Here is an 11,503-nt window from a genome sequence, read left to right on the forward strand (position 1 = left end):
CAGGCGCTGGCGCTGATCAGGCAGATCAGGCCGCCTGCAGCAGCTTGAACGGCTCGATCTCACCCGACAGGTAAAGCTTCTTCGCCTTGGCCCGGCTGAGCTTGCCCGAACTGGTGCGCGGCAGGGTGCGCGGCGGGACCAGTTCGACCACGCAGTTCATGCCGGTGATCGAACGCACCTTGTCGCGGATCGTGGTGTGCAGGCGCACGCGCTCTTCGGGGTCGGACACGCGGCAATGGACCAGCACGGCAGGCACTTCCTCGCCGTTTTCGCTCTCAACCGAGAAGGCAGCAATGTCGCCGTGGTTGAACCCGGGCAGCTGTTCCACCGCCCATTCGATATCCTGCGGCCAGTGGTTCTTGCCGTTGATGATGATCATGTCCTTCGCCCGGCCGACGATGAACAGGTAGCCATCGACCATATAGCCCATGTCACCGGTATCGAGCCAGCCATCAACGAGGCATTCCGCCGTTGCTTCGGGATCGCGGAAGTACGAATGCATCACCGATGGGCCCCGGCACCACACCTTGCCGATGTGATGGTCGGCCAGCGCCTGGCCCTTTTCGCCCCGAATTTCGAGGTCCATGTCCTTCACGGCCTTGCCGCAATTGACAATGGCGCGGTAGCGGGCCGGGCGCGACAGATCGCGCTTGCAGCCAGACAGGCGCTCTTCCTCGACCAGTTCGACGCGAATTCCCTCGCCCGGCGGCATGATGGTGACGGCCAGAGTCGCTTCGGCGAGGCCGTAGCTCGGCAGAAAAGCGCTGGCCTTGAACCCGGCATCGGCGAAGGCATTGACGAAGCTCTGCATCACGTCAGGCCGGATCATGTCGGCGCCATTGCCGGCGATGCGCCAGCGCGACAGGTCGAAGCGTTCGGCCACATGGGTCTGGCTGGAGATGCGGCGGGCGCAGATGTCGTAGCCGAATGTGGGTGAATAAGAGCAAGAATTGCCCGGATTGCGGCTGATCATATCCAGCCAGGCCAGCGGGCGGCGGGCGAAGTCCTCGGTCTTGAGGTAATCGACCGAAATCTGGTTGGCGATCATCGACAGGAAGCAGCCGACCAGGCCCATGTCGTGATACCACGGCAGCCACGAAATGCAGCGGTCATCCGGCCCCAGCTTCATGCCGTGGCTATGGCCGCCAAGATTGTTGAGCAGGGCTTCGTGCGTTACCGCAACGCCGTGCGGAAAGCGGGTCGATCCGCTGGAATACTGCAGGTAGCAGATGTCGTCCGGCCTGCTTTCGGGCAAAACGCAATCGGGCGCTTCGGTCAGCGCGAAGTCTTCCCACGATTGCCCTTCGCAGCCTTGCCGCGCCGCCGCCGCGCCGGTCATCTCGCCAATCTCGGCGGGATAGAACAGCACCTTGGGGTCCGAGCTTTGCAGCTGGACGACAAGCTGTTCGATGTAATTTTCCTTGCCGCCAAAGCTGGTTGGCAGCGGCAGCGGCACCGGCCAGGCACCAGCATAGACCGCGCCGCAGAACAGGGCGGCGAATTCGGGACCGGTTTCAGCGATCAGGGCGATCCGGTCACCGGGGACAATGCCCTTGGCGATCAGGCGGCGCGCGGCGACCAACGCATCTTCGCGCAGTTCCGAGAAAGGATAGACGCGGGCAAGATTTCCACGGGCATCGTGGAAATTCATCCCCTTTTTGCCACGTGCGGCATAGTCGATGGCCTCGCCGAAAGTATGAAAATCGGCCAAGCGCTGCGGCTGATCATCGTTGTTCGGCGTCGGCACCAGCAAGGTGTCCGTCATTCGTGCGTACCCGTTTTCTGTTGCGTACCAAGGCAATAGTCCGGACCGCCTATAGGCGTGCCGCATGAACCGCGCATTGCCATGTCCCCCTGAGCTGTATGCGGGCTTCCCCAATCGGTAAGCTTTGTGGCACGATTATGGCGAAATGAGGCAAAGTCCCCGCCAGAAACGCCCGCCACCACCGCTCGACGGCGCGCGACTCGATGAATTTGCGCTGTCCTATGTCGCCCGTTTCGCTACGTCTGCGGCCAAGTTGGAGGCCTATCTGCGGCGCAAATTGCGCGAACGCGGCTGGGAGGGGGAAGGGCCCCCACCGATCGATAGCGTGGTTAACCGCATGGTCGAGTTCGGCTATGTCGACGATGCCGACTATGCCCGCGCCAAGAGCGGCAGCCTGATGCGGCGCGGCTATGGCACGCGGCGGGTCGATCAGGCGCTGAACGCCGCCGGCATCGCCGCTGATCTGCGTGACGAGGTCCGCGCCGGCAAGGCGGAACAACGCCGCGCCGCGCTCGCCTTGCTCAAACGCCGCAAGTTCGGTCCGTTCGGGGACGGGGCGCAGGACCGCGCCGTCCGCGAAAAGCAGCTCTCGGCCATGCTGCGCGCTGGCCACCCCCTCGACATGGCGCGCGAATTGGTCAATGCCGCCTCCATCGATGCCGCCGAGCGCTGGGCCGGCGAGGAAGAGGATTATTGATGCGCTTTTCCGCTCTCGCCACCGTTCTGGCCGTAACGCTCGCCGCTTGTTCCTCGGGCAAGAGCGAAGGCGCGCAAAGCGCTCAAACTAGCGCTCCCGCTGCCGGCACGCGCCATCCCACCTCGGGCCTCGCCGTGGTCTCGCTTACCGTTACCTCGGCGAAGGCGAAGCACGCCTTCAAGGTCGAAGTTGCCGGCACCACCGAGGAGCAGGCGAAGGGACTGATGTTCCGCACGGCAATGGGCGCCGACGAAGGCATGATCTTCCCGATGAACCCGCCGAAAATGGCCTCGTTCTGGATGCGCAACACGGTGATCCCGCTTGATCTGATCTTTGTCGGGACTGACCACAAGATTCTCAACATCGCGGCGCAGGCCGTGCCTTATGACGAGACGCCGCTCTATTCGAATGGCCGGGTGATTGCCGTGCTGGAACTGAACGGGGGCCGCGCCGCGCAGCTGGGCATTGCGCCCGGCGACAAGGTTGAGTGGTGAGGTTCGCTTCCCAGCCTCTTGCCGCCCCGGCGCCTTGGCGCTAACGCGCGGCTCATGGGAATCCTCGGCAAGATCTTCACCTGGTGGGATGGCGCGACCATCGGCACCCTGTTCAATTCCGCGACAACCGGCGTCCACGTCGGCACGGACGGGCAGGGCAACCGCTATTTCCGCGCGAAAAAGCGCAACCCCGCGGGCCATCCCTTTGCCGGGATGGAGCGCCGCTGGGTGCTGTACAACGGCGCCAACGATGCCAGCCGCGTCCCGTCCGAATGGCACGGCTGGCTGCACAATTCGTATGACGCCGTGCCCGAAAGCCACTTGCCACCGCCGCGTATCTGGGAGGTGGATTACACCCCCAATGCCACCGGTACCGCCGCAGCCTACAAGCCAGCCGGCGCGCTGGACAAGGGCGGCAAGCGCGCGGCTGCAACGGGTGATTACGAAGCCTGGTCGCCGGAGGGCGACGGTCTAGTAGCATCGCCTGACGCGTGAATCTGCGCTTCGGCCTGCTATGCGGCGCATTGCTCGCCTTGGTCGGTTGCAGCAGTGAGCCGACTGAGGACACGGAAGCGCGCGCCACTGAAGTGCCCAAGGACCTCGCCGGCCCGGTTACCATCGCCTCGGGAATGGCCGAAAGTGAATTCGGCACCCCGGTGAAGGACCGCGTGGCGACGATCGGCCTGCTCAACAAGCGCAACAACCTGCAGCAGGACATCGTCCTGAAAAGCGGCGAATCGAAGCGCTTCGGCAATGTCTTCGTCAAGCTCGGCACTTGCGAGCGCACTGCGCCGTGGGAGCGCCCGAAGGAAACCGGGGCTTTCGTGCAGGTCTATGTCGAGGAACGCGAGACTGCCGACAAGCCGCTGGCCTGGCGCAAGGTGTTTTCCGGCTGGCTGTTCAAGAATTCGCCGTCGCTCAACGTGGTCGAACACCCGGTCTATGATGTCTGGGTCAAGGACTGCGCGATGAAGTTCCCGGGTGAGGAAGAGGACGCCTCCGCCTCGGCCAGCAGCGCGCCGAAGCCTTCGGGCAGCGCCAGTGCCTCCCCATCACCCGCCGCCAAACCGTCGCCCAAGGCCTCGCCTTCTCCAGAATAAGTCTGGGCTGCCTTGAGCAGCTTCAGATAGCGCGCTTGCGTGATCTCAACCGCGCCCATCGTGGCCAGATGCGGCGTCATGAACTGGCAATCAAGCAGCGTCACGCCAGAGCGCCGCAGCGCCGCCACCAGCCAGGCCAGCGCCACTTTCGAGGCATCAGGCATCCGGCTGAACATCGATTCGCCGCAGAACACCCGGTCGAACCCCACGCCATAAAGCCCGCCGACCAGCCGCCCGTCCTGCCAGCACTCGACCGAATGGGCGCGGCCCAGCTCATGCAGGCGCTTATAGCTCGCCTCGATCCGCGCGCTGATCCAGGTCTCGCCACTGTCCCGGCGCGGCCCGGCGCAGGCCTGCATTACCTCGGCAAAGGCGCGGTTGCAGGTCACCTCAAACGTACCCCGCCGCACCACTTTGCCTAGGCTGCGCGACAAGTGAAATCCATCCAGCGGCAGAATCGCCCGCCGCCGCGGCTCGACCCAGAACACCTCGGCATCCTCACGGCTGTCCGCCATCGGAAATATCCCGCTGCGATAGGCGAGCATCAGGAGCTCAGGCTCGATCATACCGGCGGGGGCGTGCATGGCGAGGAAGGTAGCATGGCAGCGGAGAATGTGCCATTGGAACACCGACTTGCCTCAATAGATTGAGGAATTGCCATGATCCCTTTGACTCCAACCAGTGCAGAAGCCTACGCGAAAAGGTTCACGCCGTTGGAGCGAAAAGTAATTTTGCTCTGCTCAAAAGAAAGGTCTTGGGGATACAAAAGATTGTCTGAAATGACAGGTGCAACCTATCGCGAAATTCAGAAGATTGGTCGCGATTTTCAGGTAAGAAGTTTGGCATATGTGTCACCTGTAAGACACGCTGATGAGTTCGCGGGCTCGACCATATTTTTGAATGAGCGTGGTCTGCTTGTGAAGGAGGCTGTATCAAAATTGAAAGAGAGTTGAGATGATTCAAGGAGCGCAAATCGGCGTCAGAGCGGCAGGAGCGATACGGCTACGGTGACTGCTGGCTTAGCCTGAATATCAGCCGCAAGGCTCCCCTAGTCATTCTTGACTTCAGAGCAAAACTTAGCTAAGCAATCTAGCTAAGGAACCCGGCATGACCCAATTCACTGTCCACGACGCCAAGACCAATCTCTCCCGCCTGATCGCGCAGGCGCTGGCGGGCGGCGAAGTTGTCATCGCGCGGGGCAAGGTTCCGGCCGTCCGTCTGGTGCCGGTTTCGCCGCCGGGCAAGCGCAAGTTCGGCGCGCTCAAGGGCAAGATTGCCATCGATGCGCGCTTTCATGAGCCGTTGCCCGATGACGAGGCCGAAAGCTGGGATCTCGCTTGAACCTGTTGCTCGATACCCATGCGCTGATCTGGTGGCTGGCGGGGGACAAGGCGCTCTCAATCAAGGCGCGAGAGGCAATTGGCGATGAAGCTAACGCGATTTTCGTCAGCGCCGCATCGGCGATGGAGGTCGCGACCAAGTTCCGTATCGGCAAGCTGCCTGACGCGGAATTGCTGGCGCGCGAGTTCGAGGCGATCCTTGCCGATCAAGGCTTCGTCGAACTGCCGATCGCGGTCCGGCACGCGCGCATGGCCGGAGAAATGAACATCGCCCACAAGGACCCGTTCGACCGCATGTTGATCGCACAGGCGCAGGCAGAGGACATGGCGCTTGTTTCTAACGAGGCACTGTTCGATGGCTTTGCTGTGAAGCGGTTCAGGTAGGTTTCCCCAGCACATCCTCCCCAAACGCCTTGCCAACCCCGCGCGCCCGCTCTAAGGGCCGCTTCGCCTGCAGGAGTGTAGCTCAGTTGGTAGAGCATCGGTCTCCAAAACCGAGGGCCGTGGGTTCGAGTCCCCCCACTCCTGCCATTTTCCGTCGTTCGCGATGGAACCGGAAATGCGCCGCCGCCCGTGCGGCGGTGCGCCGCCAGTGACTACCCCGCGAGGATCGATGGCGTCTGCCTTCCCCAAGTATAGACCTTCCCAGCCGCCGCCACGTGATGCGTGGTACTGGGCGGCGGTGCTGCTTGCTTTCGTTGCGACGCTGCCGCCGTTGCTGACTCTCTATCCGATGATGACCGACTATCCGGCGCATCTGGCGCGCTGGCATGTCATGCTGGAACGCGGCACCAATCCGGTGCTCGATGGCTATTACGGCTTCCGCTGGGCCTGGTCGGGCAATCTGGGCGCGGACCTGCTGATCTTCCCGCTGGCGGCTCTGTTCGGGCTGGAAACCGGGGGCAAGATCATCCTTGTCATGATCCCGCTGCTCACCGGACTTGGCCTGATCTCGGTCGAGCGCGCGCTGCGTGGGCGGGTGGGAATCGGTACGCTGTTGGCGATGGGCACGATCTGGTCGCCCGCGCTGCTGATGGGCTTCATGAACTTCACACTCAGCCTCGCGCTGGTGCTGTTCGCCTTTGCCTTCTGGGTGCGGAGCGAAGGCAAGAAGTGGCGCGGTGCAGCGTTCGTGCCGATCGGGCTGATCATCTGGCTGTGCCACCAGTCGGGCTGGGGCGTGCTGGGGGTGATGGTTTTCGCCTATGAATGCCACCGCCTGCACGTGGCCGGGCATAGCCGTTTCGAATCGATCTGGCGTGCGGTGCTGGCTACGGTGCCGCTGTGGCTGCCGATCGTGCCGACGATCCTTGCCGGCCAGCAGGCGCCGGCATCGTTCAGTTATGGCCGCCGCGCGCTGCTGTCGAAATGGATTTTCTGGAAGACCGCGCTGCGCGACCAGCGTGGCTATCTTGATGTTGCCACGGTCTGCCTGTTCGTCGCTCTGCCGGTGCTGGCGCTGTTCACGAAGAAGCTCGACGGACGGCTGGCTTGGTCGGCGCTGCTGATAGCGATGCTGGCGCTGGTGGTCCCAAGGCATCTGGGGGGCGGGGATTACGCCGATTACCGGTTGGTGGCTGTAGCGATCATGCTGGGGCTGCTCTCGATCGACTTTCGCCCGCCCGCTTTCTCGATGGCGCTGGCCGCCGGGCCGTTCCTCATCCGCATCGCGGTGACGACGCTGGCGTGGAAGAGTCATTCGCTGGCCACGGCGGAGATGGTCAAGGCGCTCGACCTCGTCCCGCGCGGCGCGCGCGTGGCCTATGCGTTCGAGGAAGTGTCGGGGCTCTGGCCGATCCCGCCCAACGGCCACATCGGCTCCTATGCCACGGTACGGCGAGATGCGCTGACCAATTGCAACTTCGCCATTCCCGGCGTGCACATGCTGCAGGTGAAGGCGCCGGGCTGGAGCTATGCCGACCCATCGCAGCGTTATCTTTTGCGCAAGCAACAGCGCGTGGACCTGAAGAATTTCGCTCCGGCTTACAAGGCCGACTTCCTCTGGTACTATGGTGCAAGGCCGCCGGTCGGCATGCCTGAGGGGGCGCAGGTCATCTTCCGCACGCAGAATACGTTCCTCGCCCGGATGCACCATCCCGAGCCGGTGCTGCCCGAGCCTGAGGCCCCGCCTGTGCCAGCGGTCAAGGCAGCGAAATGATTGCAGCGCGGCGAGCGTGGCTGGCAATTGCTGCGTTTTCCCTGCTCGCCGCGCTGCCGGCATTGCTGGCAACATGGCCGCAGATGGCGGACTATCCGGCGCATCTGGCGCGCTGGCACGTGATGCTGAACCTTGACGCCAGCGCCGACCTGCAGCGGCATTACGGCTTCACGTGGCAATGGATTCCCAACCTTGGTGCAGACCTGTTGGTCTGGCCGCTGGCGAAACTGCTGGGGCTGGAAGCCGCGGGGCGAGTGATTGCCGTGCTGGTACCGGCGCTGCTCGCGGCATCGTTGCTGACGGTCGACCGCGTGCTGCACAAGCGTATCGGCATAGGCGGATTGCTGGCGCTGGTGACGGTGTGGTCGCCATCGGTGCTGATGGGCTTCGTCAACTGGGGGCTGGGGCTGGCGCTGGCCTTTTTCGCCTTTGCCGGCTGGGTGGCGTGGGAGGGCAAGCGCTGGCGTCCGCACGCCTTCATGCTGATCGCGCCGCTGGTCTGGCTCTGCCATCTCTCCGCATGGGGCGTGCTGGGCGTGCTGGTCTTCGGGCATGAGTGGCAACGACGCGGTTTCCTCGCCGCGATCCCGCGCACATGGCCGCTGTGGCCGCCGGCCCTGCTGACTCTGCTGGCCGGTTCGGGCAAGGGCGGCACGTCGTGGGGCGATGGCGTGCTGGTCGACAAGGTGTCGAACTGGATCATGGCCCTGCGCGATCAGTCGGCCCAGCTTGACCTGCTTACCGTTGTGCTGCTGGTCGGCGTGGCGGCAATCGCGTGGCGGCAGGGCCGCGTGGATGGCCGGATTGGGCGCGCGGCGCTGATCTTCGTGGCGCTCAGCTTCATCATGCCGCGTCATCTGGGCGGGGGAGACTTCGCCGATTACCGCCTCGTGCCGGTTGCGCTGGCCTGCGCCGTGCTCGCCGCGCGGTGGAACGTGCCGCGCTGGGTGCTGGCGGCCGCGGCGGTGCCCTTCGTGCTGCGGTTAGCCTTGACGACCACCGCGTGGCTCGCCGGATCGGCGCAGACCGCGCAGATGATGGCGGCGGTGGATCAGCTGCCGCGCGGGGTCGTGATTGCCGGCGCGAAGGCTGAGGATCCCTTCGCCTGGAATCAAGGCGGATCGAGCCATGTCTTCGCGCTCGCCACGGTGCGGCGCGATGCGGTCACCAATTCGGATTTCGCGGTGCCGGGGGTCCATGCCCTGACGCGCATCGACGGTGGGCCGGTCGATCCCTCGCAGCGGGTGCTGATTGCGACCGGCGAATCGCCCGACCTGTCCACCTTTGCGCCTGCCAAGGGAGCCGATTACCTGTGGTTCGTCGGTGCCACCGCGCCTTCCGCACTGCCGCCGGGCGCACAAGTGGTAGCCAGCGGCGCAGGTTGGCGCATCGCCCGTCTTGCAAAAGTTCCGCCCAGTCGCTAACTGGCCTTCACTTTCCGACATCGGAAGACAATAAGCCCCTCCCGGCACCTCAGCCGGGGCGGCGATGTCCCCTTGGCGGAAGGCGCGAGTTTTAAACGTTTGCAGCAAAGGCATCCGAGCAATGGCCAAGACTAGCCCCGGTGAATTCGTCCGCCAGGTCCAGACCGAAGCCCGCAAGGTCGTTTGGCCGAGCCGGCAGGAAACCGTGACCACGGCGATTTTCGTCGCGATCATGATGACCCTGCTGGCCGTGTTCTTCCTGGGGGTCGATACGATCTTCGGCAAGATTGTCGCCTGGCTGCTGACGCTGGTCTGAGAGAGTAAATAGCAATGGCCCGCTGGTACATCATCCACGCCTATTCCGGTTTCGAAGGCAAGGTGCGCGATTCGATCCTCTCCGAGGCCCAACGCATGGGCCTCGAAGCTCTGGTCGAGGCCGTCGAGGTTCCGATCGAGACCATTACCGAGGTCAAGCGCGGCAAGAAGGTCCAGACCGAACGCAAGGTGATGCCGGGCTACGTCCTCGCCAAGCTGGCGATGACTGACGATGTCTACCACCTGATCAAGAACACCGCGAAGGTCACCGGTTTCCTTGGTCACTCGGGCAAGCCGCAGCCGATCTCGGATCGTGAAGCCGCCCGCTACTTCGGTGCGCGCGAAGCCGCTGCCGCCGAGCCGCGCCGCGAAATCAGCGTTGATTACGAAATCGGCGATTCGGTGAAGGTGCTCGACGGTCCCTTCGCTTCGTTCAACGGCGTCGTGGAAGAACTCGACTTCGACAAGAACCGCGTCAAGGTTTCGGTCTCGATCTTCGGCCGTGCAACGCCGGTCGAACTCGACTTCGAACAGGTCGAACTGGTCAAGTAAGCCGGCTCGGTCGGGTTCCAGCCCGGCCAGCATATCTTAACCAGTCGCGGGCTATGCCCCACACCGAAAGGTGGGGGCAGGCCGTGTCAAACAGCACAGCATCGCCGGCAGGTGAATCCGTCGTCCGTCTCGGGCGGCTCGATGGCCTGCGAGGGATTGCCGCCTGCGTCGTCGCCTTTGGCTATCACGCCGGGTTCCTGTTCGAACCTTCCGCCGTCGCTGGTTTCGGCCCGGTGGCGGACTGGACGCTCGCCTGGGGCTGGACCTGCGTCGACCTGTTCTTCGTCATTTCCGGCTACATCTTCGCCCATGTCTACCTGCGCCCCGGCGCGCTGAGCGATGGCCGCGCGCTGGGTGAATTCGCAATTGCCCGCATTGCCCGGCTCTATCCGCTGCACCTGCTGGCGCTGGTCATCGTGGCCGTGGCCTTCTGGGGCCGGCCCGAGAACAGCGCCTCCGCCTTCGCACTCCACCTCGTGATGATGCAGGCCTTTGCCGAGCCGGTCGCGCATACCTTCGTCGGGCCAAGCTGGTCGCTGTCGATTGAAGTGCTGTGCTACGTGGTCTTTGCGGTGGCCGCCGTGTTCTGGCGCGGGGCTATGCGGCCATTGGCGTGGGCGCTGATGCTGGGCGGCGCGGTCTGGCTCACCCTGCTGGGACCGACGGGCGGGCCGTGGGCGGGTGACATCTTTGCCCGCGGCTTCTTCGGCTTTTTCATGGGGCAATTGCTGTGGCACGGGCGCGGCGAGCTGGCGAAGCTCTCAACCCCGCTGTTGCTGGTGATGCTCAGTGCGGGGCTGGTGCTTCATGCCGGGGACCTCAGCCCGCTGCTGCCGCTGGGCCTGCTCACCTGGCCGGCTGCGCTGGGGCTGGCGCTGCGCTGGCCGGTGATGGAAAGCCGCGCGATGCTGTGGCTGGGGGATCGCTCTTATGCGATCTACCTCGTTCATATGCCGCTGGTCGAATGGGCGGGCGATCACTACGGCAAGCTGGCCGTGGGTCCGGGCACGGCGCTGCTGGTCTTTGCCGGGTTTGTGGTGACCGTGTTGGTGCTATCCGACCTGTCGCTCCGCTTCGTTGAGCGACCAGCCCGCCGCGCGATCCGCGCATGGACTTCGGGGCCGCGCCCGGCAAAGTCCCCCGCCGCCGCTTGAGGCGCGCGCAATTCCGCGCTTTCCTTTTATCGCCGCTTCGGTTAGGGGCGCGCCTTCGCTTGCGGCTTGCCGTAGGTGATTCCGTGCGGGAGGCGATCTTCGGACCGCTGCTTGACCGCTCAATCTGAGGTGCCGGCTGGAACAATGCCGCGTGCCAAAAGGACGAAAGGAGGCCCCTCGTGGCCAAGAAAATTGAAGGCTATATCAAGTTGCAGGTGCCCGCGGGCAAGGCAACTCCATCCCCGCCGATCGGCCCTGCGCTGGGTCAGCGCGGCGTGAACATCATGGAATTCTGCAATGCTTTCAATGCCGCCACGCAGGACCTTGAAACCGCCATGCCGATCCCGACGATCATCACCGTCTATGCCGACCGTTCGTTCACTTTCGTGACGAAGACGCCGCCGGCATCGTTCCTGATCAAGAAGGCCGCAAACCTGAAGTCGGGTTCGAAGGAGCCGGGCAAGATCTCGGCCGGAACCATCGCGCGTTCGGCTCTCGCCGAAA

General features: G+C 64.0%; 14 protein-coding genes, 1 tRNA gene and 1 pseudogene. 14 read left to right on the forward strand and 2 right to left on the reverse strand.

The window, feature by feature from the left end; all coding sequences use genetic code 11:
• Nucleotides 1-25 precede the first annotated feature (25 nt).
• Nucleotides 26-1,765 carry a fatty acyl-AMP ligase gene (locus tag RMO89_RS03210; RefSeq protein WP_310531177.1) on the reverse strand — a complete coding sequence of 580 codons (1,740 nt, stop codon included), beginning with the start codon at nucleotides 1,763-1,765 and terminating at the stop codon, nucleotides 26-28.
• A 145-nt stretch (nucleotides 1,766-1,910) separates the two neighbouring features.
• On the opposite strand from RMO89_RS03210, the gene RMO89_RS03215 reads away from it, so the two are divergent.
• The 4 genes and pseudogenes from RMO89_RS03215 to RMO89_RS03230 form a co-directional block, all read left to right on the forward strand.
• Complete coding sequence (locus RMO89_RS03215) at nucleotides 1,911-2,462, forward strand: RecX family transcriptional regulator (RefSeq protein WP_310531178.1); 552 nt, start codon at nucleotides 1,911-1,913, stop codon at nucleotides 2,460-2,462.
• Nucleotides 2,462-2,956, forward strand: a complete 495-nt coding sequence (locus RMO89_RS03220) for a DUF192 domain-containing protein (RefSeq protein ID WP_310531180.1) — start codon at nucleotides 2,462-2,464, stop codon at nucleotides 2,954-2,956. Before RMO89_RS03215 ends, RMO89_RS03220 begins: the two co-directional genes overlap by 1 nt.
• A gap of 54 nt (nucleotides 2,957-3,010) precedes the next feature.
• Nucleotides 3,011-3,451: an NADH:ubiquinone oxidoreductase subunit NDUFA12 gene (locus tag RMO89_RS03225; protein ID WP_310531181.1), complete on the forward strand. Its 441-nt coding sequence runs from the start codon at nucleotides 3,011-3,013 to the stop codon at nucleotides 3,449-3,451.
• Nucleotides 3,452-3,585: 134 nt separating this feature from the next.
• Nucleotides 3,586-3,861 (forward strand): annotated as a pseudogene (locus tag RMO89_RS03230) (DUF2155 domain-containing protein); the annotation flags it as partial.
• 35 nt (nucleotides 3,862-3,896) lie between these two features.
• On the opposite strand, the gene aat reads toward RMO89_RS03230, so the two are convergent.
• Complete coding sequence (aat, locus tag RMO89_RS03235) at nucleotides 3,897-4,640, reverse strand: leucyl/phenylalanyl-tRNA--protein transferase (protein ID WP_310531183.1); 744 nt, start codon at nucleotides 4,638-4,640, stop codon at nucleotides 3,897-3,899.
• A gap of 75 nt (nucleotides 4,641-4,715) precedes the next feature.
• On the opposite strand from aat, the gene RMO89_RS03240 reads away from it, so the two are divergent.
• The 10 genes from RMO89_RS03240 to rplK all read left to right on the forward strand — a co-directional run.
• Nucleotides 4,716-5,009, forward strand: coding sequence for a hypothetical protein (locus RMO89_RS03240; RefSeq protein ID WP_310531184.1), 294 nt, complete (start codon nucleotides 4,716-4,718; stop codon nucleotides 5,007-5,009).
• Nucleotides 5,010-5,163: 154 nt separating this feature from the next.
• Nucleotides 5,164-5,397 (forward strand): type II toxin-antitoxin system Phd/YefM family antitoxin, encoded by a 234-nt coding sequence (locus RMO89_RS03245; RefSeq protein ID WP_310531185.1) that lies wholly within the window; start codon nucleotides 5,164-5,166, stop codon nucleotides 5,395-5,397.
• Entirely contained in the window at nucleotides 5,394-5,780 is a 387-nt protein-coding gene (locus RMO89_RS03250; protein ID WP_310531186.1) for a type II toxin-antitoxin system VapC family toxin, read from the forward strand. The genes RMO89_RS03245 and RMO89_RS03250 overlap by 4 nt, the downstream gene beginning before the upstream one ends.
• A 71-nt stretch (nucleotides 5,781-5,851) precedes the next feature.
• A tRNA-Trp gene (locus RMO89_RS03255) sits at nucleotides 5,852-5,927 on the forward strand.
• 28 nt (nucleotides 5,928-5,955) lie between these two features.
• The gene (locus RMO89_RS03260; protein WP_310531187.1) at nucleotides 5,956-7,554 is read left to right on the forward strand and encodes a hypothetical protein; all 1,599 of its coding nucleotides are present in this window, start codon (nucleotides 5,956-5,958) and stop codon (nucleotides 7,552-7,554) included.
• Complete coding sequence (locus RMO89_RS03265; RefSeq protein WP_310531189.1) at nucleotides 7,551-8,978, forward strand: hypothetical protein; 1,428 nt, start codon at nucleotides 7,551-7,553, stop codon at nucleotides 8,976-8,978. The genes RMO89_RS03260 and RMO89_RS03265 overlap by 4 nt, the downstream gene beginning before the upstream one ends.
• 121 nt (nucleotides 8,979-9,099) lie before the next feature.
• Complete coding sequence (gene secE / locus RMO89_RS03270) at nucleotides 9,100-9,294, forward strand: preprotein translocase subunit SecE (RefSeq protein WP_310531190.1); 195 nt, start codon at nucleotides 9,100-9,102, stop codon at nucleotides 9,292-9,294.
• Between the two features lie 14 nt (nucleotides 9,295-9,308).
• Complete coding sequence (gene nusG, locus RMO89_RS03275) at nucleotides 9,309-9,845, forward strand: transcription termination/antitermination protein NusG (RefSeq protein WP_310531191.1); 537 nt, start codon at nucleotides 9,309-9,311, stop codon at nucleotides 9,843-9,845.
• Between the two features lie 83 nt (nucleotides 9,846-9,928).
• A complete protein-coding gene (locus RMO89_RS03280) occupies nucleotides 9,929-10,999 on the forward strand; it encodes an acyltransferase (RefSeq protein ID WP_310531193.1) in 1,071 nt (356 codons plus the stop codon).
• A 179-nt stretch (nucleotides 11,000-11,178) separates the two neighbouring features.
• Nucleotides 11,179-11,503 (forward strand): 50S ribosomal protein L11 (gene rplK / locus RMO89_RS03285; protein ID WP_310531195.1); only part of this gene is annotated, 325 nt, incomplete at its 3' end.

The organism is Novosphingobium sp., assembly GCF_031424035.1.
Lineage (GTDB): Bacteria > Pseudomonadota > Alphaproteobacteria > Sphingomonadales > Sphingomonadaceae > Novosphingobium.

Bases quoted from the DNA above. Each gene is read 5' to 3' on its own strand.
- RMO89_RS03210 (WP_310531177.1), bottom strand. From the start codon at position 1,765: ATGACGGACACCTTGCTGGTGCCGACGCCGAACAACGATGATCAGCCG.
- RMO89_RS03215 (WP_310531178.1), top strand. From the start codon at position 1,911: ATGAGGCAAAGTCCCCGCCAGAAACGCCCGCCACCACCGCTCGACGGC.
- RMO89_RS03220 (WP_310531180.1), top strand. From the start codon at position 2,462: ATGCGCTTTTCCGCTCTCGCCACCGTTCTGGCCGTAACGCTCGCCGCT.
- RMO89_RS03225 (WP_310531181.1), top strand. From the start codon at position 3,011: ATGGGAATCCTCGGCAAGATCTTCACCTGGTGGGATGGCGCGACCATC.
- aat (WP_310531183.1), bottom strand. From the start codon at position 4,640: ATGCACGCCCCCGCCGGTATGATCGAGCCTGAGCTCCTGATGCTCGCC.
- RMO89_RS03240 (WP_310531184.1), top strand. From the start codon at position 4,716: ATGATCCCTTTGACTCCAACCAGTGCAGAAGCCTACGCGAAAAGGTTC.
- RMO89_RS03245 (WP_310531185.1), top strand. From the start codon at position 5,164: ATGACCCAATTCACTGTCCACGACGCCAAGACCAATCTCTCCCGCCTG.
- RMO89_RS03260 (WP_310531187.1), top strand. From the start codon at position 5,956: ATGCGCCGCCGCCCGTGCGGCGGTGCGCCGCCAGTGACTACCCCGCGA.
- RMO89_RS03265 (WP_310531189.1), top strand. From the start codon at position 7,551: ATGATTGCAGCGCGGCGAGCGTGGCTGGCAATTGCTGCGTTTTCCCTG.
- secE (WP_310531190.1), top strand. From the start codon at position 9,100: ATGGCCAAGACTAGCCCCGGTGAATTCGTCCGCCAGGTCCAGACCGAA.
- nusG (WP_310531191.1), top strand. From the start codon at position 9,309: ATGGCCCGCTGGTACATCATCCACGCCTATTCCGGTTTCGAAGGCAAG.